Below are 22,190 nucleotides of genomic sequence, written 5' to 3' on the forward strand. Positions count from 1 at the left end.
AGTCATTCGCCAAAACCGGGCCGGGATCAAGCGGGAGCGCACGCGCCGGTTTGACGCTGCCCGCTCCGGTATGCCAAGCGGTGCATGAATCTGATATGGCGGGCCGGTGAGGATGAGATGAACTTCAAATGGTTCGGCCCGATTGCGCTGCTGGCGGCGCTGGTGATCGGCGACCAGATCAGAATCAACCGGCCTGCCCATAAATATCGCCTGACGCTCGAGGTCGAGACGCCGCAGGGGCGCAAATCGGCCTCCGGCGTGATGGCCGTGCATCCCGATCGCAGCTACACCCGCCGCGGCCAGACCCGCACCCTCGGCGACGCGATCTTCGTCGATCTCGGACAGGGCAAGAACCTCGTTGCGCTGCTGGCGCATGTCGACGGGAAGCTCGTGCTGGATGACGTAAACTACGTCGCCTTGCGCGCCTATAACGCTGCCGCCGGCCAGCGCGTGCCGTTCAGCGAGATGAGCCGGATGACCGGCGTCGTGCCGGTGAAGGGCGAACTGGTCCCGGTGCTCGTAACTTTTGCCGATCCGGCCGCGCCCGGCAGCGTGAAGGTGGTGCCGCCCGGCGATGCCGAAGCGGTGCTCGGCAAGGGCTATCGGTTGCAGGGGCTCGCCGCCGAAGTGGTGCCGAACGGATTCTGGCCGCTCGATTTCGGCGGCGCGCTGGGCGAGCCGGTGACGCGCGGAATCCAGGCGAAATTGCCGTGGCTGAGTGGTGCCGGCGATTCGGCGACCACGGCGCTCCGGGCGGCCGGCTTGCCCGGGGTCGAGGCGATCGACGCCGGGGAGGCTTTCACGCGTAAGTAGCAGGGCAGCCCCGCGCAGAGTAGCGGGATATTGATCCGGCACGATCTCGCAGGCATTATCTTCTACAATCATGGCCCAACCCAGAAGATCCTCGCACAGGACGATGACAACGGAATTTTTGCGATGACGCGGCCCGTGGTCGGAGTGATCGGGAACGCCTATCGCGTTGAAAATCGTTTCCAGACCCAGATGGTCGGAGAGCGCAATTTGCGCGCGGTCACCGATGTGGCGGGGGCGCTGCCGCTGATGTTTGCAGGCTCTCCCGAAATTACCGATATCGGCGCGCTGCTCGACGTCGTCGACGGCGTGATCCTCACCGGCGCCCGCGCCAACGTCCATCCGACCCGCTTCAAGACCGAACCGCATGAGAGGCACGAGCCCTACGACATCCATCGCGACGACGTAGCCCTGGCGCTGGCGGAGGCCTGCGTCGCCCGCGGCGTGCCGATCTTCGGCATCTGCCGCGGCCTGCAGGAGATGAACGTTGCCTTCGGCGGCTCGCTGCATCCGGAAATCCGCGAGATCCCGGGCCGCATGAACCACCGGATGCCGCGGCTGGAGAACGGCGAAATCCATCCTGACCCGACGGTCGTGTTTGCCGACCGGCACGACGTTCACCTCACGCCGGGCGGCACGTTTGCCAGCCTGCTCGGCTGCGAAACCATCCGGGTGAACTCGCTGCACGGGCAGGGCATCCTTGAACCCGGCGAGCGCGTCGTCATCGAAGGCATTGCCGAAGACGGCACCATCGAGGCGATCCGGATCGCGGACGCCGCGAGCTTCGCACTCGGTGTCCAGTGGCACGCCGAGTACGACCCGCAACGCAACCCGATCAACCGAAAACTGTTCGAAGCGTTCGGCGAGGCACTGAAGACGCACAAGCGGGCGGCGTAGGGCGCGGCCGGATTGAATTCTCATTGCGAGCGAAGCGAAGCAATCCATGCCGCAAATGCGGGGATAGATGGATTGCTTCGCTGCGCTCGCAATGACGGTGGTTACAGCCGGGCTACGAATTCAACTGACAGTGCCGTTCCTGCCATTCGCGGGATGGCTGGAACGAGCCCCATCCTTTCTGCTATCGTCTTGCGCAACAGCATGGCCGGTCAACGGCCTCAAATACCGGGAGGATGCAATGCGGGACCGCAAATGGTCGAGGCGCGAACTGCTGAAGGCATCGACAGCTTCGGCTGCAAGCCTCTTGTTTGCCGAGCCCCTGAAGGCCGCGGCCCCTCCGGCGGAGGACGTGACGCCGGCCTTGATCGAGGCCGCGAAGAAGGAGGGCAAGCTTTCGTTCTATTCGGCGCTTGAACTCAACACCGCCGAGCGCCTGGCACGGACTTTTGAGGCGAAATATCCTGGGATCACCGTGCGCGTCGAGCGTTCCGGCGCGGAGCGGATTTTCCAGCGCATCGCGCAGGAGCAGGGCAGCGGCATCAAGGCTGTCGACGTCGCCAATTCGACTGATGCCGCGCATTTTCTCGAATGGAAGAAAAACGACTGGCTGGCGCCGCACCTTCCCGCCGACGTCGCCAGAAATTTTCCGGCCGATCAGATCGATGCCGACGGCATGTACGCGACGTCCTGCGCCTGGACGGAGGCGATCGGCTACAATACCAACCTCGTCAAGCGCGAGGAAGCGCCGAAAAGCTATGCCGACCTGCTCGATCCGAAATGGACGGGCAAGATAGTCAAGGCCCATCCCGGCTACAGCGGCGCGATCCTGACCACGACATTCCTGCTGGCGCGCGATCTCGGCTGGCCGTATCTGGAAAAGCTCGCCCAGCAGAAGATCATGCAGGTGCAATCGGCCGCCGATCCGCCGAAGAAGATCCTGCTCGGCGAGCGTGCGGTGATGGCCGACGGCAATGATTATAATCTCGTGCTGCTGAAGGACCAGGGCAAGCCGGTGGAAGTGGTCTATCCCGCCGAAGGATCGCCGCTGATCATCGTTCCATCAGGCATTTTCCGCAGCGCGCCGAATCCGAACGCGGCAAGGCTGTTCCAGAATTTCTTCTTCAGCGCGGAAGCCCAGCAAATGCTGGTCGACGTCTTTGCGCATCGTTCCTTTCACGGCGAGGTCAAGGAGAAGGGCGGGCACGTCCCGCTTTCCAGCTTGAAACTGCTCAAGGCCGATCCGGCGCAGGTGCAGGCGCAAAGCGAGGAGATCAAGGCGCGCTACGCCAAGATCTTCGGAGTGTGATGCCGGCATCCTCCACGACTGGAAAGAAGCCGGAAGCGTTTGCAACCGAAAGGAATCATTGTATAAGTTTGCAACCGGCCGACTTTCGGGACGAATCATAAAGGCGGCCTGCATCAAGCGTCCTCCGTACTTCTACGGGGGCGGAAAAGATGGGATCGGGTCCGGGAAGTCGGCTAAGTCATCCACCATCTCCGGACTGGTGAGGCCATGACGCAACCAAGACGGCTCGCGCTGGCGATGGCGTTGCTGGTCGTCGTGACGTCCTGCGTCGTGAGCGCAGTGACCTATTATTTTGCGACGCAAGCCGCGCCGGGCGGGCCCCTGGCGACGATTGTCACCGCGGCGCTTCTGGGCAGCGTGGTCGCGGTGGCCGTCGTCGCCGGGCTTGCGCGATTTTGGCGGAGCGCGCTGCCCGGCGTCACTGGCGCTGCGGATGTTCACGGCGGACGGGAGCAGGGGCTCGCTCACCGGACGCCGATCGACGGCGAGATGGCGCAGGCCATTATCGAAAGCGCGCTCGATGCCTTCGTCCAGACCGATGAACGCTGTGTCATCCTCAACTGGAGCCCGTACGCCGAGGCCTTGATGGGATGGACGCGTGCGGAGGCGGTCGTCAGGAGCGTGGAAGAACTCGTCTTTCCGGAAGCGCAGCGCCCCGTGCACCGGCAATGGGTCGATCGCTTCCTGAGCGAGGCATCGGGCGACGCCGCGGGAGGGCGATACGAAACGCCGCTTCTGCACAAGGACGGGCGCGAATTCTTCGCCGAGGTGTCGCTGACGGCGCTGCGCCGCGGTGACGATTACATCGTCAACGCCTTCGTCAGGGACATCACCGCGAAACGCGCCGCGGAAGAGCAGTTGTTCCAGGCGCAGAAGATGGAATCGGTCGTGCAATTGACCGGCGGCATCGCCCATGACTTCAACAACATGCTCACCGTGATCACGGGCACGATCGAAATCCTGGCCGATGGCGTCAAGCATGATCCGGCGCTGACGTCGATCGCCAAGATGATCAATGACGCCGCCGACCGGGCGTCGCAGCTGACGGCGAACCTGCTGGCCTTTGCCAGAAAGCAGCCGTTGCGGCCGCTCGAGACCGACGTCAATGCCCTGATCGACGAGGTGGTCAAGCTGCTGGCGCCGACGCTCGGAAGGCAGATCGAGATCGAGACGGCGTTGAGCGACCAGGCCTGGCCGGCGCTGGTCGATCGCAGCCAGCTCACTTCGGCGCTGGTCAATCTCGCCATCAACGCCCGCGACGCCATGCCTGATGGCGGGAGGCTGCTGTTCAGGACGGGGAATTTCACGCGCCATGCAGGCGACGTGGAGGTAGACGATCTCGGCGCGGGCGACTACGTCGCCATTGAGGTCATCGATAGCGGCGCCGGCATTCCACCGGCCATGCGCGACAGGATTTTCGAGCCGTTCTTTTCGACCAAGCAGTTCGGCACCGGCACCGGGCTTGGCCTCAGCATGGTGTTCGGATTTGCCAAGCAATCCGGCGGCGGCGTCGTGGTCGACGGCGAGGAGGGCAAGGGCGCCTGTTTCCGCATCTATCTGCCGAAGGCCGACGTCGAGCCTTCGGACGCGCTTCCGGCAAGCGAAGCTCCGCCGCCCGAAGACGACGAACTGCGCGGCGGATCGGAAACCATCCTGTGTGTCGAGGATGACGATGTTGTGCGGGCGCACGTCACCGGCCGTCTCGAAAGTCTCGGCTACAAGGTCGTCACCGCTTCCAACGCGGCGCAGGCGCTCGAACTGGTGAATTCCGGCGCAGCGTTCGATCTTCTGTTCACCGACATCGTGATGCCCGGCGCCATGAACGGCCGGCAGCTCGCGCAAAAGGTCGCCGAACTGCGCCGGCCGCTCCGGGTGCTCTACACCTCGGGCCACACGTTCGGCGCCTTCGATTCAAGCGGGCGTCTCGGCCAGGGCGTGCTGCTGCTCGCCAAGCCATACCGCAAGGCCGAACTCGCGCGCATGGTGCGCCTCTGCCTCGACCGCGCGATCGACCACATGGGCGACCCAATCCCGCTGCCGTATTCGGTGCAGGAGGATCTTGAGCGTTTTCTGAGGGAAAATCCGCCGAAGCCGGGCTAGGCGATTTCGACCGTGGGCGATGTAACGTCAGTTCAATCTTGCGGCCCTCGCCGTCATTGCGAGCCAACGGGCCGCGCGAATGCGCGCCCGACGACAATGCAGCAAGTAGCCCGCATGAGCTCAGCGATATGCGGGTGGCCAGCAAAAATCCCGGAGGTCGCTTTCGCTCATCCGGGCTACTCTTGCTGTCACCGTAATCCGAAGCTTTGCAGGAGCGACGGGAACTGGCCATTTTGCACGGGCTGTTCCTGCGCCCGGGCGTCTGGTACGGGCGGGGCCTGCTCCCGTGCATTTTGCTCTTCCCGGAGCTTTGCTCGGGGATTTCGCTGGTGCCGGATCTCTGCCCGCGCATTTTGGACGGACCGGACCCGCCGGTGCTTTTTCACGGGCCGGACCTGTGCTGGTGCATCTTGCACAGCCTGTGCCCGGGCATTTTGCACGGGCTGTATGGGCACGACCTGTGCCCGTGTTTCTTCCTCGGCCGCCCAAGCCTGGAATTGCTTAAACAAGGCTTCAGTTGGTGGCTGACCGATCTCGGTTTGAGCCTGATCGGCAGGTTCAACAGCTGCAGCAATTTCGTCGCGCGCCGGCGCGTCGCTTGTCGTCGTCGGCAAATCCTGAGTGCTGGCGATCGATTGAATTGCCGGCGTCGACGGATCCGTGTCAGGCTGAAGCGCCGGTTTGTCGACCCACGAAGCCGTGATGTCCGCAACCAGCGCGACTGGATCTCCCACTGATAGGATCGCGATACCGATCGCTGTCGCCGTTGCAACCAAAATACTTGCCTTGAGGATTCGTGACGAGATAGCCGCTCTGCCCAAAACCTTCCCGATATCCGGCTGCCCGGTTTCTTCGGCTTGCTCGGAGAGAAAGACAGGATAACGATCGTCCAGTGGGAAACCGTCTTTGTTCGCCATTTGGGTGATGTCGCCCTCTTATTGCTCTCGTGCACCAGTACCCGGCCAGCGAGGTCTAAAAGCGACAATCACCGCCACGATTTTGGAGAAGTTTTGACTTCATTGGGATTCGGGAACCGCGAGATCGCGCGGAAGCCCGAATTGTTTTGAGCACGAGCGGTAACGGCTGCCACAAAAACGAAAGGCGCTTCCATCGGAAGCGCCTTTCGCATTTCTTGGGGCGGGTCCTTGTCGTGGTCTTCCAGCGCCGCACGCAAGGTGATGGACGAAGAGCCGAGGAAGCGGCGTCTTGCCGGCGGAACCAACGCCTGGTTGTGGAATACCATAGTTTCTCCTTGGGTGTGGCGCCCGGGCGACAGAAATTTGAACGGACAATGTTAGGTTGCACGCCGGGGCGCTCAGCATGATTCGGAACTCGGGGTCAGAACATGAAGAAAATCCTGCTTTGCGCGGTTGCGCTCATCGCGCTCGCCGCTCCTGCCTCAGCCGCTGATCTGGCGGCGCGACCCTATACCAAGGCCGCGCCTCCGATCGTCGCTCCGATCTACGACTGGAGCGGCTTCTACATCGGCATCAATGGCGGCGGAGGCTCCGCCCATAAGTGCTGGGATTTGGTCAATATCGGAGGCGTCGTGGTCGCTCCGCCCATTCCCGTGGGTTGCCACAATGCGACCGGAGGCACGATCGGCGGTCAGATCGGTTATCGCTGGCAGAGCGCGAACTGGGTGTTCGGCGTGGAGGCGCAGGGCAACTGGGCTGATTTCAAGGGGTCCAACGCCAGCCTCTTCGCCGCGGGCGTCACGAATCAAACCAGGATTGATGCGTTCGGCCTGTTCACGGGCCAGGTCGGCTATGCTTGGAATAACGTGCTGCTCTACGTGAAAGGCGGTGCCGCGGTCGTCAACGACAAATACAGCGTCTTGATCGATGTTTTGCCCGGGCAGATTTTCAACACCGCGAGCGAAACCCGCTGGGGCGGTGCGGTGGGGGCCGGCCTCGAATTTGGCTTCGCGCCGAACTGGTCGGTCGGGATTGAATACGACCACCTTTTCATGGGCCATCGTGATGTGAACTTCTACGGAACCGGAGTTTTTGGTCTTGCGCCGGGCGCTTTTGCAGGAACCGGCCGCATTGGTCAGGACGTCGATATCGGCCTGGTTCGCCTGAACTATCGCTGGGGCGGCCCGGTCCTCGCCAAATACTGATCTTCGCCCGGAGGCAAGCGTTCGAGGGGAAGACACCGAATGCCGCGCGGTGTACGCTTCTCGTGGCTTGAGGAAGGTGCAAAACAAAAGGCGCCCCGCAAGGAGCGCCTTTCGCATTTCACGGCCAGTGTGCCGGCGGAAAATCCGCCAACGATCACTGCGAATAGTACATGTCGAACTCGACCGGGTGCGGGGTCATCTCGAAGCGCTCGACTTCGGTCATCTTCAGCTCGATGAAGCTGTCGATGAAGTCGTCGTCGAACACGGCGCCGTTCTTGAGGAAGGCGCGGTCGTTGTCGAGATTTTCCACTGGTTCACCAGCGATGATGTCGTCACTGGGCCGTACGACGTGCGGGCGCAGTGGCCGGCCGCAGTTCCAATGTGGATACGCCTGCCGCAATATTCACGCCCGTCTGCGCCTGCACGGACGCCGGCTGCATGATGACCCTGCGGTCCGGGCCTCCAACCAGGACGTTGGCACTCGCTCCGGCGCCGACCGTGCCGCCGGCGGTCGCACCCGTATAGGTTCCCGCCAATGCCGCCCGGGGCAGCGTGGTCGGCGCAAAAACCGCCCAGGCCAGCTGGCCGCCGGACGTGGCTCCGATGTCGAGGCCAAGCGTGCTGACGGTGCCCTCATAAGTCTCGCGTGCCCTGCCTTTCGCCGACGCATAGATGCAGCTCAGTTGCCGCTGCCCCCCGACAACGAGGCCTACACCGGGCGATATGTTGCAGGTGAGCGTGCCGACCCTTGTCCGCCCGGTGTCCTGGGCCATGGCCGGAGCCATGGCGAGGGCGAGCGCCAGGGCGGCGCATGTGGTTGCGAGACTATTCAACGTTTTTCTATTCAGCGTTGCTTTGGTCATGGGCGTCCCTCCGTCGACGCATTCTGATGGACCCCCTCAACGCGCAGCGACATTGCGATGTTCCCGCTCCGAGCTATAACGGCCGTGCAGGCGGGTCGGCAGGCGGGCAGTGGAAACATGGGCCATCGATCGCTTGCGGCCATATGAGCGGAATTCGCGGCGGCATTCGGCCGTATGAGTACACGAACCACGCGGCCGAAACGCCTGACTTGCCTACACAAAAACAAAAGGCGCCCCGCAAGGAGCGCCTTTCGCATTGATGGGCGGTGACACCGACGGCGCGAACGCCGCGCGAGATCACTGCGAATAGTACATGTCGAACTCGACCGGGTGCGGGGTCATCTCGAAGCGCTCGACTTCGGTCATTTTCAGCTCGATGAAGCTGTCGATGAAGTCGTCGTCGAACACGCCGCCGGCCTTGAGGAAGGCGCGGTCCTTGTCGAGGTTTTCCAGCGCCTCGCGCAAGCTGCCGCACACGGTCGGGATCTGCTTCAGCTCTTCCTTCGGCAGGTCGTAGAGGTCCTTGTCCATCGCCGGACCCGGATCGATCTTGTTCTTGACGCCGTCGAGGCCGGCCATCAGCATCGCGGCGAAGCCGAGATAGGGATTGGCCATCGGGTCGGGGAAGCGGACTTCGACGCGCTTGGCCTTCGGGTTCGCCGTGTAGGGAATGCGGCAGGAGGCCGAGCGGTTGCGTGCGGAGTAGGCGAGCAGCACGGGGGCTTCATAGCCCGGGACCAGGCGCTTGTAGGAATTGGTCGACGGGTTGGTGAAGGCGTTGATCGCTTTCGCGTGCTTGATGATGCCGCCGATGTAGTGGAGGCAGGTCTCCGAGAGGTCGGCATATTTGTTGCCGGCGAACACCGGCTTGCCGTCCTTCCAGATCGACTGGTGGCAGTGCATGCCCGAACCGTTGTCGCCGTAGACCGGCTTCGGCATGAAGGTGGCGGTCTTGCCGTAGATGTGCGCGACCTGGTGGATGCAGTATTTGTAGATCTGCATCTGGTCGGCCATCAGCGTCATGGTGTCGAACTTCATGCCGAGCTCGTGCTGGGCGGAAGCGACTTCGTGATGATGCTTCTCGACCTTGACGCCCATCTTGGCCATGGCGCCGAGCATTTCCGAGCGCATGTCCTGCACCGAGTCCTGCGGCGGCACGGGGAAGTAGCCGGCCTTGGTGCGGATGCGGTGACCGAGGTTGCCGCCCTCATACTCGGTGTCCGAATTGATCGGCAGTTCCGAGGAGTCGAGCTTGAAGCCGGTGTTGTAGGGGGTGGTCTGGTAGCGCACGTCGTCGAACACGAAGAACTCGGCCTCGGGGCCGAAGAATATGGTGTCGCCGACACCCGACGATTTCACCATCGCCTCGGCCTTCTTGGCGATGCCACGGGGGTCGCGGTTGTAGGGCTCGCCGGTGGTCGGCTCGAGCACGTCGCAGACGATGACCATGGTGGTCTCGGCGAAGAACGGGTCGATCGTCGCGGTCACCGGGTCGGGCATCAGGCACATGTCGGATTCATTGATCGCCTTCCAGCCGGCGATCGAGGAGCCGTCGAACATCTGGCCTTCGGCAAAGGTGTCCTCTTCGATCATGCTGACGTCGAAGGTCACGTGCTGCCACTTGCCGCGCGGATCGGTGAAGCGCAGGTCGACGTATTTTACGTCGTTGTCCTTGATCGATTTCAGGACGTCTTTGGCGGTCTTCATGAATACCCCTTTTGGCTGCGGGACGGTTTCCAGGAATCTAGCGACAACGAGACTTCGCAAACGATCTGTGGAGATATCGCGAACGAAATCAGGCCGCCGAAGCAGCCCTTTTCTTGTTTTTCAGTCGCAAAATTCGGATAGCACCCGGCTCAGATAGCGTCCAGCCCGGATTCTCCGGTTCTGATCCGGATCGCTTCCTCGATGTTGGAGACGAAGATTTTGCCGTCGCCGATGCGCCCGGTCTGGGCGGCGCGCCTGATCGCATCGATCGCCTTCTCGACCAGGTCGTCGCCAATCACGATCTCGATTTTCACCTTGGGCAGGAAGTCGACGATGTATTCCGCACCGCGGTAGAGTTCGGCGTGTCCCTTCTGCCGGCCGAAACCCTTGGCTTCGGTGACCGTGATGCCCTGCAGTCCGACTTCCTGAAGCGCCTCTTTCACCTCGTCGAGCTTGAATGGCTTGATGATGGCTTCAATCTTCTTCACTGAGCGCCTCCCGGGCATTTCCAAATTCAGAGTGCAGATGGTTCGATGTCGCGCGAGGCGCCGTCTGGTTTGATCCTTGCATCCGGCAAAGCCGGGTTGCTCAATATTGCCGCTAAGTGCGACGATCGTGAGCTCGGTTTTCCAACCGGCTTCCTCAAAAGCAGGGTCTATGCCAAGTTGTTAACGTGGCTGATTTCGGAACGTTATCAGACTTTTAACAGGCAAGTGAAAGAGGTTGAGCAGCGGCTTGCATGATAGCGAAGCCTGCAAAATAGGCAAATCGATCAATTCGTGTGCAGTTCGGGCGACGCGGGCCGCGGGATATGACGGCGATATGCCTGCAGAAAAGGCTGACGGATCGAGGATTCGGCATGGAAGTTTTGACTACGACTGAGATGGAGCGTGCCGACCGGTTGACGATCACCGCGGGCACCCCCGGCTTCGCGCTGATGATGAGCGCTGGGCAGGCCGTGGCCGAGGCCGCGATGGATCTCGTCGAGGAGGGGCCGATCGTGGTGGTCGCCGGCCGCGGCAACAATGGCGGCGACGGTTTTGTGGCGGCGGCTGAACTGGCGGCGCGCGGCCGTGACGTCTCGGTTATCCTCTTGTGCGAGCGCGACAGCCTGCAGGGTGATGCTGCGCTCGCTGCACGCGGCTGGAAGTACCCGGTGCTGCCGTTCAACCCGCAGGCGATCGGCAAGCCGGCCTTGATCATCGATGCGCTGTTCGGCGCCGGGCTCAATCGTCCCGTCAAGGGCGATCCGCTCGAGATGATCGAGGCGGTCAACGCCAACGGCGCGCCGGTGCTCGCCGTCGACCTGCCGAGCGGGATCAACGGTACGACCGGCGCCATGATGGGGGCTGCGATCAACGCCGTGGAGACCGTGACGTTCTTCCGCCGCAAGCCGGCGCATCTGTTGATGCCGGGGCGCAAGCACTGCGGCCATGTCCGCGTCGCCGATATCGGCATCGATCCGGGCGTGCTCGAGGAGATCCGGCCGCAGACATCAGAGACCGTTCCGCAGAGCTGGCAGAAATCCTTCCCCGTGCCTGACATCGACGGCCACAAATATGCCCGCGGCCACGCAATCGTGCTGTCGGGCGAACTGGCGTCGACCGGGGCGGCGCGGCTCGCGGCGCGGGGGGCGCTGCGGGCGGGCGCCGGGCTGGTGACCGTGGCCTCGCCGCGCGACGCGCTCGCGGTCAACGCCGCAGCGCTGACGGCGGTGATGGTGCGCGCGATCGATAATGCCATCCAGTTCGCCGAACTGCTCGACGACAGGCGGCTCAATTCGATCGTGATCGGGCCGGGCGCCGGCGTCAGCGCCCGAACGCGCGATTTCGTCCACACGGCACTGTCGGCGAAACGCGGCCTCGTGCTCGACGCCGACGCGCTGACGAGTTTTGCCGAAGCGCCGGAGCGGTTGTTTGAACAGATCAAGGCTGCCGAGGACGCCCACGTCGTCCTGACCCCGCATGAGGGCGAATTTCCGCGCCTGTTCAGCGATATCAGCAACAAGCATCCCGGCCGCTCCAAACTGGAGCGGGTGCGCGACGCCGCCGAACGCTGCGGCGCGGTGGTGCTGCTGAAGGGACCGGATACGGTGGTGGCATCCCCGGACGGACGCGCCAGCATCGCGTCCAACGCGCCGCCCTGGCTGGCTACCGCAGGCGCCGGCGACGTGCTGGCGGGGATGATCGCAGGGATGCTGGCGCAAGGCGTCCCGGCGTTCGAGGCTGCCTGCATCGGCGTCTGGATGCACGGCGAAGCCGCGCGCGAGGCGGGGCCGGGGCTGATTGCGGAGGATTTGCCGGAAGTGCTGCCCGCGGTGTTCCGCCGGCTCTATGACGAGTTCGGGATTGAGTATTAGGCAACTCGAACTCGCCGACATGGACGCGGCAGCGGGCGTTCATCGCGCGGCGTTCGACCATGCATTGCCTTGGCTCACCGGACTGCATACGCCTGACGAAGACCGGTGGTTTTATCGCGAGCGCATGTTCAAGACTTGTACGCTTTGGGGCGCTTTCGATCGCGATGTCATAACGGGCATGATCGCCTTCCGTGACGATTGGATCGAGCAACTATACGTACTGCCGGAGGCGCATGGGCAGGGCGTTGGCACCGAATTGCTCGATGTCGCGAAAGGCGCTTCCGAGCGCCTGCAACTCTGGACCTTTCAGCGCAATGCGAGGGCGCGCCGCTTCTACGAAGCGCGGGGCTTTGCGCTTGTCGAGGAAACCGACGGTGCCGGCAATGAAGAGAAGGAGCCGGATGCGCGCTATCTCTGGACGCGCCCGTAAGGCGAGGCGCTATCCAACCAGGTATTTCGCCACCGCCGTCTCGTTCCATTCCAGCCCGAGCCCAGGCCCTCGCGCTGTCACCGTTCCATCCACGATCTCGGCAGGGTGGGCGAGGATGACGCTGGCAAAGTCCAAAAATTCGAGCCAGTGCGCGGTTGGCGTCACCGCCAGCATGTGGGCACTGGCTTCGGCGAACAGATGGCTCGACATCGGAATATTCGCGGCTTCGGCTTGCGCTGCGACCTGCAGCCAGCCGGTGACGCCGCCGCACTTCATCAGATCGGGCATGATGAAGTCGCTGGCGCCGGCTTCGATCGCTTCCGCAAAGCCGCGCGGGAACCACCAGTTTTCGCCGGCCTGAATCGGCGTCGGCGAGGTCTCGCGCACTTTTGCGTGTCCTGACAGATTTTCCTGCGGCACGGGCTCCTCGATCCAGTGCAGATCATAGGGTTCGAGGCGCGCGATACGGCGCGACGCTTCGGCGGGATCGAGCGACTGGTTGAAGTCGATCATCAGCGCGACATCGGGGCCGATGAGGGCGCGCACGCCCTTGACCATCCGTTCGTCGTTGGCGGCATCGCCGTCGCCGACCTTGATCTTGATGCCGCGAAAACCCTGTTCGAGCGAGCGGCGCAACGCGCGCTCGTCGGCGACCGGATCAACCACGCCGTAGCTGTCGTAGGCCCTGATCGGGCGCGCTGAGCCGCCGAGCAGCTCGGCCACTGGCCGGCCCGCGATCTGGCCGAGCGCGTCCCAATAGGCCATGTCGAGGCCGGATACCGCCATGCCGACGAGGCCTTGCCAGCCGAGCAGGCGGAATTTGGCGTCCATCGCCGCCATCAGGTCGTAGGGCGCGAGCAGCCGGCCGGTGAGTTCGCGCCCGATCTCCTCGACCAGGTGGACCAGCGGCTTCACCGTCATCCGGGCGTAGGCGAAGATATAGGAATGGCCGGTAATGCCCTGATCGGTTTCGACATCGATCAGGACCAGCGGGGCCACATCGAACACGCCGAAGGCGTTCTTCAGGGGGCGCGCGAGCGGCACGACGATGCCGCGCGCCTTGACGCTGCGGATGGCGGGGACCGGTTTGCTCATGGTGTGCTCCTCACTCGACGGCGTACCACCGCACCAGCCGCGGCGCCGCCCAATCGGTCGCGACGGATTCGATCAGGTAGCGCCCGGCATGCTCGGCCAAAAAGGCTATGCGCTGGGTTTGGCCGGGTTCGATCGCCAGCGTATCCAGCCAGAATGGCTTCCAGCCGTCGTCGAGCCGGTCCAGCAGCCGGAAGTGATGTCCGTGGAGGTGGAAGACGGTGGCGATGGCGGCGCGGTTGGTGAGCGCCAGAACGACCACGCGACCGGCCTTGGCGCGGAAGGCGGGTGGGGTGGTGGCGATGAACTTGGCGGGCGTTACCCAGTCGGCCGGCGGTCCGCCGAGCGGCAGATCGACCCGGACGGCGTTCTTCAGGTCGAGCCGTTCGGGGAGGCCATTGGAGGGCAGCGGCGGGGCCGGGGGCAGCGGAGCCGCGCGGATCGGCGGTTCGCTGGAGACGACGAATTTGCCGATCGGACGGGCTTCCCTGCCGTCATGCAGGAGGATCGGGGACACGCTACCCGCTGGGTTCGTTACATCGATAAAGGCATCGACTCGGCCGCCCGACGCCAACACCAAGGCGCCGTTGCGGGCCTGGAACGGCTCGGATGGCTGGCCGTCGATGGCCATAACCCGAACATCAAGTCCTTCCAATTTGATCGCAATAACAGAGCGTTGGCAGCCATTGATGATCCGGAGCCTGACCCGTTCATTGGTTCTCGCTGAGAAATCGAGCGAAGTCTGGCCGTTAATCGTATGGACTGGCACGGTGTCCCCGGGATCGGTCCCCGGTGCCATCGCGGTTCCATCTGGCCTGACCCGCCAGTTCTCGATCAGGAGAAGCTCTTCGCGGTCAACGCTCACCGGTTTGCTTTCCTGCACGATCAGTGGAAGCCCGCGTGACGGCTTCGCGTGGCCGTCGCCCAGCAAAGCAAGATCACAGAAGAAGGTGCCGGCATGCCGCAGCGGCAGTTCGAAGTTGTCCGCGCCGCCTCCTGCCAAAGGCCGTCGTGCCAGCAGAGGCTCGATCGTGGGGGCACCGTCGATTCCGCGCCAGCTAAGGACAGCCGCCTTCGGAAGGTTGCTCCGGAATTCGACCTGCGCTGTGTCCCGCTGCGTGAAACTCAGCGGAGGACCGCCAATGGACCAAATCCGTGCCTCGGGCCCGTTCGGGGGCAAGGTAAGGGTCGTAGGCTCTGCGGGGAGCAGGCGAGTTTGCCATCCGAAAGCTCCGGTGGCTGACAACGCGGGGCCAAGGGCAGCAGCGCCCAGACCGGCCAGGAGGGTGCGTCGATTGACCGTCGCGGAAAGCCTTGCCATTGGACCAATGCGGACCATTTTCTGAGGTACCTGTCCTAGCTGTGACGCCTTGCCTCGGCGCTGTCAAAAAGGGCCATTTTTTTGCTGCGGAGGTGTAGGCTCATGTTATAAGCCCGCCGCCCGCGGCATCGCGGCCGGGTATGGATGCTTTTCACGCGGGCGTGGCGGAACTGGTAGACGCGCTGGATTTAGGTTCCAGTGACGAAAGTTGTGGGGGTTCGAGTCCCTCCGCCCGCACCAAGCGCTCTATCCAGGCGTTTGCATGACGAATACTGGAGGGCCTGCTTCCCGGTCGGGGAGCCAAGGTCAGCCGAACCACCGGCGCAGGCTGCAAGGCTACGCCTCGAACATTTGACACTGCCGGGCCCGTCTGGCCCGGCGCAAGCGGAAGAAGATTGACACCATGCAGGTCACCGAAACCCTCGCCGAGGGATTGAAGCACGAGTTCAAGGTCAGCGTTCCCGCATCGGATCTCGATGCCAAGGCGGACGCCAAGCTGGTCGACCTCAAGGACAAGGTGAAGCTCAACGGCTTCCGCCCCGGCAAGGTGCCGGTGAGCCATCTGAAGAAGGTGTATGGCCGCTCTGTCATGGCCGAGACCATCGACCAGACCATCCGCGACACCAACACGCAGATCTTCACCGACCGCGGTTTCCGCCTCGCGACCGAGCCGAAGATCACCATGCCGACCGAGACCAAAGAGGTCGAGGAGCTGCTCGCCGGCAAGACCGACCTGACCTACACGGTTGCGATCGAGGTGGTGCCGACCATCCAGCTCGCCGATTTCAAGACCTTCTCGGTAGAGAAGCCGGTGGTCGAAGTCACCGATGCCGAGGTCGATGAAGCGATCAAGCGCATCGCCGACCAGAATCGTCCCTTTGCTGCGAAGGCCGAAGGCGCCAAGGCCGAAACCGGCGATCGCGTCACCATCAGCTTCAAGGGCAGCATCAACGGCGAACTGTTCGACGGCGGCACCGGCGAGGGCATCCCGGTCGTGATCGGCGCCGGACAATTCATTCCGGGTTTTGAGGAACAGCTCGTCGGTATCGGGACCGGCGAAACCCGTACGCTGAAAGTGTCATTCCCGAAGAACTACGCCAGCGAGAAGCTCGCTGGCCAGCCGGCCGAGTTCGAGACCACCGCGACCCTGATCGAAGCCCCGGGTGAGACCAAGATCGACGACGAGTTTGCAAAGACGCTCGGCCTGGAATCGCTCGACAAGCTGAAGGAAGCCGCACGCGAGCGGCTGGTCGCCGAGTTCGCCGGCGCGACACGCCAGCGCGTCAAGCGCGCGCTGCTCGACCGTCTCGACGACAGCCACAAATTCGAGGCGCCGCCGTCGCTGATCGCGGAAGAGTTCAACCTGATGTGGAACTCGATCAAGGCCGAGATGGAATCCTCCGGGAAAACCTTTGCCGACGAGGACACCACCGAAGAGGCGGCCCAGGAAGAGTACAAGAAGATCGCCGACCGCCGCGTCCGGCTCGGCCTCGTGCTGTCGGATATCGGCGAGAAGAACAAGATCACCGTGACCGACGACGAAGTCAGCCGCGCGGTGATCGAGCGGGCGCGTTCGATGCCCGGCCGCGAGAAGGAAGTCTGGGACTACTATCGCAACAATGCCAATGCGCTGGCCCAGCTTCGTGCGCCGATTTATGAAGACAAGGTAGTCGATTTCATCCTCGAACTCGCCAACGTGACCGAAAAGAAGGTCTCGCGCGAGGACCTGTTCAAGGACGACGACGAAAAGAGCGCAGCCTGACCGATTTGGTCAGGCCAGCGTTAATGATGAACGGCAAAAGCGGCGTGGCGACGGCATCCGTCGCTATGAGATCGCCTGCGAATCAGTTTGAACTCGTCGAGTTCGGCTCGCAATGCCCCGGTCTTGTCGCCGGGAAATTGGCTCATATGTGTGAGCGGCTCGCCCATGCGAGTCCTGAGTTGAAGTCCTGCATCACGGGACGTTCGTCCGCGCGCGGCAATCCTGGCGATTGGCCTGCCTTGCCGATGGATGTTCGCCCCCCGCTGTTTTCTACCTAACCCTCTACTAACCCTTGGGGTGACTAATGCGCGATCCCGTTGAAACCTACATGAACCTCGTGCCCATGGTGGTCGAGCAGACCAACCGCGGCGAACGCGCCTACGACATTTTCTCGCGGCTCCTGAAAGAGCGCATCATCTTCGTGACCGGTCCGGTCGAAGACGGCATGTCGACGCTCACCGTCGCGCAGCTCCTGTTCCTCGAGGCGGAAAATCCCAAGAAGGAAATCTCGATGTACATCAACTCGCCGGGCGGCGTGGTGACATCGGGGCTTGCGATCTACGACACAATGCAATTCATCCGTCCGCCGGTGTCGACGCTGTGCACCGGGCAGGCGGCTTCGATGGGCTCGCTGTTGCTCGCTGCCGGCGCAAAGGACATGCGCTTCTCGCTGCCGAATTCGCGCATCATGGTGCATCAGCCTTCGGGCGGCTTCCAGGGCCAGGCCACCGACATCATGCTGCATGCGCAGGAGATCCTGAATCTCAAGAAGCGCCTCAACGAAATCTACGTGAAGCACACCGGCCAGACCTACAAGGCGATCGAGGACGCGCTCGAGCGCGACAAATTCCTGACCGCCGATATGGCCCGCGACTTCGGCATCGTCGACAAGGTTATCGACAAGCGTCCCGAAGAGGCGATGCCGACGAAAATCGCGTAAGGTGAAAACCCCGTAAGGTAACGGATAGCGACACCCCGCGTTGACCTTAACGGTTGGTTGAACCGGCAAATATGGCCGAAAGCCGCGTGCCTATGCCCTGCATGGGCCGAAAGTTCCGCTTTCGTGCCGGTTTTGCTGCGTGGCAGTTGCGCAACGCTCGGTCGATTTCGTGAACTTCTCCCCGTGCGAATGCCACAAATCACGGTATTGTCACGGGTAGCCATTCCGGCCCCGATTAGCGAATTCTTGATAGTCGGATGTCAGCATGGTTGGCTGTGTGGGATGGGTTAGGATCGCGGGGATTCGAGAAACCGCGATTCGCACGGTGCGTAATTACGTAATTGAGTTAAGGGTCTTTTCTGGTACGGAATTTGCTCTATCTACCTTGAGGTCCGGTGTGAGTGCCGGAATGGGTCGATCGGGTAACGGATCGAACGGCGGACGGAGACAAGAATGAGTAAGGTTGGCACGAGCGACTCCAAGAACACGCTGTATTGCTCGTTCTGTGGAAAGAGCCAGCACGAAGTCCGCAAACTCATCGCGGGTCCGACTGTATTCATCTGCGATGAGTGCGTCGAACTTTGCATGGACATCATCCGCGAGGAGAACAAGTCCTCGCTCGTGAAGTCGCGCGACGGCATCCCGACGCCGAAGGAAATCTGCAAGGTGCTGGACGATTACGTGATCGGCCAGAGCCATGCCAAGAAGGTGCTCTCGGTCGCCGTCCACAATCACTACAAGCGGCTCAATCACCAGACCAAGCACAACGACGTCGAACTCGCGAAGTCGAACATCCTGCTGATCGGTCCGACCGGCTCGGGCAAGACGCTGCTGGCGCAGACGCTGGCGCGCATTCTCGACGTGCCGTTCACGATGGCGGATGCGACCACGCTGACCGAGGCCGGCTACGTCGGCGAGGACGTCGAGAACATCATCCTGAAGCTGCTGCAGTCGGCCGACTACAATGTCGAACGCGCGCAGCGCGGCATCGTCTATATCGACGAAATCGACAAGATCAGCCGCAAGTCCGACAATCCGTCGATCACCCGCGACGTGTCGGGCGAGGGCGTGCAGCAGGCGCTGCTGAAGATCATGGAAGGCACGGTTGCCTCCGTGCCTCCGCAGGGCGGCCGCAAGCATCCGCAGCAGGAATTCCTGCAGGTCGACACCACCAACATCCTGTTCATCTGCGGCGGTGCCTTCTCAGGCCTTGAGAAGATCATCTCCGCGCGTGGACGTTCGACCTCGATCGGTTTCGCCGCCCAGGTTCTGGCGCCCGAAGATCGCCGCACCGGCGAGATCTTCCGCCATGTCGAGCCGGAAGACCTGCTGAAGTACGGCCTGATCCCGGAATTCGTCGGCCGTCTGCCTGTGGTCGCGACGCTGGAAGATCTCGACGAGGCTTCACTGAAGAAGATCCTGACCGACCCGAAGAACGCGCTGGTGAAACAATACCAGCGGCTGTTCGAAATGGAGAACATCGAACTTACCTTCGCCGACGAGGCGCTTGGCGCGGTCGCCCGCAAGGCGATCGAGCGCAAGACCGGTGCGCGCGGACTGCGTTCGATCCTCGAAAGCATTCTGCTCGAGACCATGTTCGATCTGCCGGGTCTGGAAGGCGTCGAAGAGGTTGTGATCTCGCGCGAAGTGGTCGAGGGAACCGCTCGTCCGCTCTACATCTACGCGGACCGTTCGGACCGGGCCGTCGAGAGCAGCGCCAGCGCCTGATCGCGCTCGACATAACTCGCTTGGACTACCCCGATAAGGACGGCTGCCGCACGTTGCGGCGGCCGTTGTTGCGTCAGCGTTTTATACGCGTTTGGCCCCAATTTGTGGGCATTTTTCCGTGACTTGACACCCCCATACCCGATAGCCACCTAATGCCAATGGTGGCGGAAATCACGTTCGAGATTCGTCGCAAAATCATCCGGTGAGAGGCGGCAGCGAAGGCGGCCGAGTGACCCGGAACTCCCGGCACCTTGCGGCGGTTGCGCAAGCGATGCGGACTGCGTGCAAGGGGGCAAAACAAAAGGAATAGGCCATGACGACCCCAAAAACCCGGCCAACCATCGTTCTCGGCGAAAGCCACTCGTATCCGGTGCTGCCGCTCCGCGACATCGTCGTTTTTCCGCACATGATCGTGCCGCTGTTCGTCGGCCGCGAGAAATCGATCCGCGCCCTCGAAGAGGTGATGAAGAACGACGCGCTGATCCTGCTCGCGACGCAGAAGAACGCGTCCGACGATGATCCAAGCCCGGATTCGATCTATGAGGTCGGTACGCTCGCCAGCGTGCTGCAGCTCCTGAAGCTTCCCGACGGCACCGTGAAGGTGCTGGTCGAAGGGCTCGAGCGCGCGCGCGTGCAGAAATATTCCGACCGCAGCGAATATTACGAGGCGACCGCGATCGCGCTTGCCGACACCGACGCCAGCTCGGTTGAAGCCGAAGCCCTGGCGCGTTCGGTCGTGTCCGACTTCGAAAGCTATGTGAAGCTGAACAAGAAGATCTCCGCCGAAGTCGTCGGCGTGGTTCAGGCGATCACTGATTTCGCCAAGCTGAGCGATCAGGTCGCCCAGCATCTCGCCGTCAAGATCGCCGATCGCCAGGGTATCCTGGAGACGTTGTCCGTCACGCAGCGCCTGGAGAAGGTGCTGGGCCTGATGGAGAGTGAGATCTCGGTGCTGCAGGTCGAGAAGCGCATCCGCTCGCGCGTCAAGCGCCAGATGGAGAAGACCCAGCGCGAGTATTACCTGAACGAGCAGATGAAGGCGATCCAGAAGGAGCTCGGCGACGACGAAGGTCGTGACGAGCTGGCCGATCTGGAGGAGAAGATTGCCAAGACCAAGCTTTCCAAGGAAGCGCGGGAGAAGGCGCAGCACGAGTTGAAGAAGCTGCGCCAGATGTCGCCGATGTCCGCGGAAGCAACCGTCGTGCGCAACTATCTCGACTGGCTGCTGTCGATCCCGTGGAACAAGAAGTCCAAGGTCAAGAAGGACCTCGAGGCGGCGCAGGCCGTGCTGGACAACGACCACTACGGGCTCGAGAAGGTCAAGGACCGCATCGTCGAGTATCTCGCGGTGCAGTCGCGCGCCAACAAGCTGACCGGACCGATCCTGTGCCTGGTCGGACCTCCCGGCGTCGGCAAGACCTCGCTCGGCAAGTCGATCGCGAAGGCGACGGGACGCGAATTCGTGCGCGTGTCGCTCGGCGGCGTGCGCGATGAAGCTGAGATCCGCGGTCATCGCCGCACCTATATCGGCTCGATGCCCGGCAAGATCATCCAGTCGATGCGCAAGGCGAAGAGCTCGAATCCGTTGTTCCTGCTGGACGAGATCGACAAGATGGGCGCCGATTTCCGCGGCGATCCGTCGTCGGCGCTGCTCGAGGTTCTGGACCCCGAGCAGAACTCGACCTTCAACGACCACTATCTGGAGGTCGACTACGATCTGTCGAACGTCATGTTCATCACGACCGCGAATACGTTGAATATTCCCGGCCCCCTGATGGACCGCATGGAGATCATCCGGATCGCCGGCTACACCGAGAACGAGAAGGTCGAGATCGCGCGCAAGCATCTGATCCCGAACGCCATCGCCAAGCATGGTCTCGATTCCAAGGAATGGTCGATCGACGATGACGCCCTGCTGCTGATGATCCGCCGCTACACCCGCGAAGCGGGCGTGCGTAACCTGGAGCGTGAGCTCTCCACACTCGCCCGCAAGGCGGTGAAGGAGCTGATGATCTCCAAGAAGAAGTCGGTCAAGGTCACCGAGAAGACTCTCGAAGAGTTCCTCGGCGTGCCGAAGTACCGCTACGGCGAGATCGAAAGCGAGCCGCAGGTCGGTATCGTCACGGGCCTGGCCTGGACCGATGTCGGCGGCGAGTTGCTGACCATCGAAGGCGTCATGATGCCCGGCAAGGGCAAGATGACGGTCACGGGCAATCTGCGCGACGTGATGAAGGAGTCGATCTCGGCGGCGGCGTCCTACGTCCGCTCGCGGGCGATCAACTACGGCATCGAGCCGCCGCTGTTCGACAAGCGCGACATCCACGTCCACGTGCCGGAGGGGGCAACCCCGAAGGACGGACCGTCGGCGGGTGTGGCGATGGCGACCGCGATCATCTCGGTCATGACCGGCATCCCGGTTCGCCACGATGTCGCGATGACCGGCGAGATCACGCTGCGCGGCAGAGTGCTGCCGATCGGCGGTCTGAAGGAGAAGCTGCTGGCGGCCGCTCGCGGCGGCATCAAGACGGTGCTGATCCCCGAGGACAACGCCAAGGATCTCACGGAGATTTCCGATGCGATCAAGGGCGGGATGGAGATCATCCCGGTGGCCCGGCTCGACGACGTCACCGCCAAGGCGCTGGTCCGCGCACCGGTGCCGATCGTCTGGGAAGAGGACACCAAGGTGCCGGTAAAGCCTGACGGCGCCGACGAGGCGTCCGGTGGCCTCACGGCCCACTAAACCGATCGATTGT

General features: G+C 62.7%; 19 protein-coding genes, 1 tRNA gene and 1 pseudogene. 13 read left to right on the forward strand and 8 right to left on the reverse strand.

Annotated elements, in window-relative coordinates:
- Positions 1 to 84: 84 nt before the first annotated feature.
- From IVB05_RS19150 to IVB05_RS19165, 4 genes are all read left to right on the forward strand, one after another.
- Positions 85 to 813 carry a hypothetical protein gene (locus IVB05_RS19150; RefSeq protein ID WP_247786166.1) on the forward strand — a complete coding sequence of 243 codons (729 nt, stop codon included), beginning with the start codon at positions 85 to 87 and terminating at the stop codon, positions 811 to 813.
- A 123-nt stretch (positions 814 to 936) separates the two neighbouring features.
- On the forward strand, positions 937 to 1,707 hold the full coding sequence (locus IVB05_RS19155) for a gamma-glutamyl-gamma-aminobutyrate hydrolase family protein (protein WP_247786795.1): 771 nt from the start codon (positions 937 to 939) through the stop codon (positions 1,705 to 1,707).
- 238 nt (positions 1,708 to 1,945) lie between these two features.
- Positions 1,946 to 3,013 (forward strand): extracellular solute-binding protein, encoded by a 1,068-nt coding sequence (locus tag IVB05_RS19160; protein WP_247786167.1) that lies wholly within the window; start codon positions 1,946 to 1,948, stop codon positions 3,011 to 3,013.
- A gap of 207 nt (positions 3,014 to 3,220) precedes the next feature.
- Entirely contained in the window at positions 3,221 to 5,113 is a 1,893-nt protein-coding gene (locus IVB05_RS19165; protein ID WP_247786168.1) for an ATP-binding protein, read from the forward strand.
- A 188-nt stretch (positions 5,114 to 5,301) separates the two neighbouring features.
- Here IVB05_RS19165 and IVB05_RS19170 read toward each other — a convergent pair whose 3' ends face one another.
- Together IVB05_RS19170 and IVB05_RS19175 are read right to left on the reverse strand one after the other, a co-directional pair.
- On the reverse strand, positions 5,302 to 6,030 hold the full coding sequence (locus IVB05_RS19170; protein WP_247786169.1) for a hypothetical protein: 729 nt from the start codon (positions 6,028 to 6,030) through the stop codon (positions 5,302 to 5,304).
- A 68-nt stretch (positions 6,031 to 6,098) separates the two neighbouring features.
- A complete protein-coding gene (locus IVB05_RS19175; protein ID WP_247786170.1) occupies positions 6,099 to 6,356 on the reverse strand; it encodes a hypothetical protein in 258 nt (85 codons plus the stop codon).
- A gap of 102 nt (positions 6,357 to 6,458) precedes the next feature.
- Between IVB05_RS19175 and IVB05_RS19180 the strand changes: the two genes are divergently transcribed.
- The gene (locus IVB05_RS19180) at positions 6,459 to 7,235 is read left to right on the forward strand and encodes an outer membrane beta-barrel protein (RefSeq protein WP_247786171.1); all 777 of its coding nucleotides are present in this window, start codon (positions 6,459 to 6,461) and stop codon (positions 7,233 to 7,235) included.
- Positions 7,236 to 7,389: 154 nt separating this feature from the next.
- Here the strand turns inward: IVB05_RS19180 and glnA (IVB05_RS19185) are convergent.
- The 4 genes and pseudogenes from glnA (IVB05_RS19185) to IVB05_RS19200 form a co-directional block, all read right to left on the reverse strand.
- A pseudogene (gene glnA / locus IVB05_RS19185) lies at positions 7,390 to 7,545 on the reverse strand (glutamine synthetase); the annotation flags it as partial.
- A 22-nt stretch (positions 7,546 to 7,567) separates the two neighbouring features.
- Positions 7,568 to 8,068, reverse strand: coding sequence for a DUF992 domain-containing protein (locus IVB05_RS19190; RefSeq protein WP_247786172.1), 501 nt, complete (start codon positions 8,066 to 8,068; stop codon positions 7,568 to 7,570).
- A gap of 327 nt (positions 8,069 to 8,395) precedes the next feature.
- Positions 8,396 to 9,805, reverse strand: coding sequence for a type I glutamate--ammonia ligase (glnA, locus tag IVB05_RS19195; RefSeq protein ID WP_247786173.1), 1,410 nt, complete (start codon positions 9,803 to 9,805; stop codon positions 8,396 to 8,398).
- A gap of 149 nt (positions 9,806 to 9,954) precedes the next feature.
- Positions 9,955 to 10,293 carry a P-II family nitrogen regulator gene (locus IVB05_RS19200; protein ID WP_011441447.1) on the reverse strand — a complete coding sequence of 113 codons (339 nt, stop codon included), beginning with the start codon at positions 10,291 to 10,293 and terminating at the stop codon, positions 9,955 to 9,957.
- 45 nt (positions 10,294 to 10,338) lie between these two features.
- Between IVB05_RS19200 and IVB05_RS19205 the strand changes: the two genes are divergently transcribed.
- The 3 genes from IVB05_RS19205 to IVB05_RS19215 all read left to right on the forward strand — a co-directional run bounded on the left by IVB05_RS19205 (position 10,339) and on the right by IVB05_RS19215 (position 12,594).
- A complete protein-coding gene (locus tag IVB05_RS19205; RefSeq protein ID WP_247786174.1) occupies positions 10,339 to 10,548 on the forward strand; it encodes a hypothetical protein in 210 nt (69 codons plus the stop codon).
- 116 nt (positions 10,549 to 10,664) lie between these two features.
- Positions 10,665 to 12,164: an NAD(P)H-hydrate dehydratase gene (locus IVB05_RS19210; RefSeq protein WP_247786175.1), complete on the forward strand. Its 1,500-nt coding sequence runs from the start codon at positions 10,665 to 10,667 to the stop codon at positions 12,162 to 12,164.
- A 19-nt stretch (positions 12,165 to 12,183) separates the two neighbouring features.
- Positions 12,184 to 12,594: a GNAT family N-acetyltransferase gene (locus IVB05_RS19215; RefSeq protein ID WP_346771880.1), complete on the forward strand. Its 411-nt coding sequence runs from the start codon at positions 12,184 to 12,186 to the stop codon at positions 12,592 to 12,594.
- Between the two features lie 9 nt (positions 12,595 to 12,603).
- Here the strand turns inward: IVB05_RS19215 and IVB05_RS19220 are convergent, their stop codons facing one another.
- Positions 12,604 to 13,689: an enolase C-terminal domain-like protein gene (locus IVB05_RS19220; protein ID WP_247786177.1), complete on the reverse strand. Its 1,086-nt coding sequence runs from the start codon at positions 13,687 to 13,689 to the stop codon at positions 12,604 to 12,606.
- Positions 13,690 to 13,699: 10 nt separating this feature from the next.
- Positions 13,700 to 14,689, reverse strand: a complete 990-nt coding sequence (locus tag IVB05_RS19225; protein ID WP_346771866.1) for a multicopper oxidase domain-containing protein — start codon at positions 14,687 to 14,689, stop codon at positions 13,700 to 13,702.
- 473 nt (positions 14,690 to 15,162) lie between these two features.
- Here IVB05_RS19225 and IVB05_RS19230 point away from each other — a divergent pair.
- The 5 genes from IVB05_RS19230 to lon all read left to right on the forward strand — a co-directional run bounded on the left by IVB05_RS19230 (position 15,163) and on the right by lon (position 22,177).
- Positions 15,163 to 15,247, forward strand: a tRNA-Leu gene (locus IVB05_RS19230).
- 163 nt (positions 15,248 to 15,410) lie between these two features.
- A complete protein-coding gene (gene tig, locus IVB05_RS19235; RefSeq protein WP_247786179.1) occupies positions 15,411 to 16,769 on the forward strand; it encodes a trigger factor in 1,359 nt (452 codons plus the stop codon).
- Between the two features lie 304 nt (positions 16,770 to 17,073).
- Positions 17,074 to 17,709 (forward strand): ATP-dependent Clp protease proteolytic subunit, encoded by a 636-nt coding sequence (locus IVB05_RS19240; RefSeq protein ID WP_214491628.1) that lies wholly within the window; start codon positions 17,074 to 17,076, stop codon positions 17,707 to 17,709.
- A 453-nt stretch (positions 17,710 to 18,162) separates the two neighbouring features.
- Entirely contained in the window at positions 18,163 to 19,437 is a 1,275-nt protein-coding gene (gene clpX, locus IVB05_RS19245) for an ATP-dependent Clp protease ATP-binding subunit ClpX (protein WP_027537232.1), read from the forward strand.
- 313 nt (positions 19,438 to 19,750) lie between these two features.
- Positions 19,751 to 22,177 carry an endopeptidase La gene (lon, locus tag IVB05_RS19250; protein WP_247786180.1) on the forward strand — a complete coding sequence of 809 codons (2,427 nt, stop codon included), beginning with the start codon at positions 19,751 to 19,753 and terminating at the stop codon, positions 22,175 to 22,177.
- Positions 22,178 to 22,190 lie beyond the last annotated feature (13 nt).

Origin of the sequence: Bradyrhizobium sp. 170, from assembly GCF_023101085.1 — a bacterium.
GTDB lineage: Bacteria > Pseudomonadota > Alphaproteobacteria > Rhizobiales > Xanthobacteraceae > Bradyrhizobium.

Excerpts from the sequence above, each read along its gene's own strand:
- IVB05_RS19150 (WP_247786166.1), top strand. The coding sequence starts at position 85 with ATGAATCTGATATGGCGGGCCGGTGAGGATGAGATGAACTTCAAATGG.
- IVB05_RS19155 (WP_247786795.1), top strand. The coding sequence starts at position 937 with ATGACGCGGCCCGTGGTCGGAGTGATCGGGAACGCCTATCGCGTTGAA.
- IVB05_RS19160 (WP_247786167.1), top strand. The coding sequence starts at position 1,946 with ATGCGGGACCGCAAATGGTCGAGGCGCGAACTGCTGAAGGCATCGACA.
- IVB05_RS19165 (WP_247786168.1), top strand. The coding sequence starts at position 3,221 with ATGACGCAACCAAGACGGCTCGCGCTGGCGATGGCGTTGCTGGTCGTC.
- IVB05_RS19170 (WP_247786169.1), bottom strand. The coding sequence starts at position 6,030 with ATGGCGAACAAAGACGGTTTCCCACTGGACGATCGTTATCCTGTCTTT.
- IVB05_RS19175 (WP_247786170.1), bottom strand. The coding sequence starts at position 6,356 with ATGGTATTCCACAACCAGGCGTTGGTTCCGCCGGCAAGACGCCGCTTC.
- IVB05_RS19180 (WP_247786171.1), top strand. The coding sequence starts at position 6,459 with ATGAAGAAAATCCTGCTTTGCGCGGTTGCGCTCATCGCGCTCGCCGCT.
- glnA (WP_247786173.1), bottom strand. The coding sequence starts at position 9,805 with ATGAAGACCGCCAAAGACGTCCTGAAATCGATCAAGGACAACGACGTA.
- IVB05_RS19205 (WP_247786174.1), top strand. The coding sequence starts at position 10,339 with ATGTCGCGCGAGGCGCCGTCTGGTTTGATCCTTGCATCCGGCAAAGCC.
- IVB05_RS19210 (WP_247786175.1), top strand. The coding sequence starts at position 10,665 with ATGGAAGTTTTGACTACGACTGAGATGGAGCGTGCCGACCGGTTGACG.
- IVB05_RS19215 (WP_346771880.1), top strand. The coding sequence starts at position 12,184 with ATGGACGCGGCAGCGGGCGTTCATCGCGCGGCGTTCGACCATGCATTG.
- IVB05_RS19220 (WP_247786177.1), bottom strand. The coding sequence starts at position 13,689 with ATGAGCAAACCGGTCCCCGCCATCCGCAGCGTCAAGGCGCGCGGCATC.
- tig (WP_247786179.1), top strand. The coding sequence starts at position 15,411 with ATGCAGGTCACCGAAACCCTCGCCGAGGGATTGAAGCACGAGTTCAAG.
- IVB05_RS19240 (WP_214491628.1), top strand. The coding sequence starts at position 17,074 with ATGCGCGATCCCGTTGAAACCTACATGAACCTCGTGCCCATGGTGGTC.
- clpX (WP_027537232.1), top strand. The coding sequence starts at position 18,163 with ATGAGTAAGGTTGGCACGAGCGACTCCAAGAACACGCTGTATTGCTCG.
- lon (WP_247786180.1), top strand. The coding sequence starts at position 19,751 with ATGACGACCCCAAAAACCCGGCCAACCATCGTTCTCGGCGAAAGCCAC.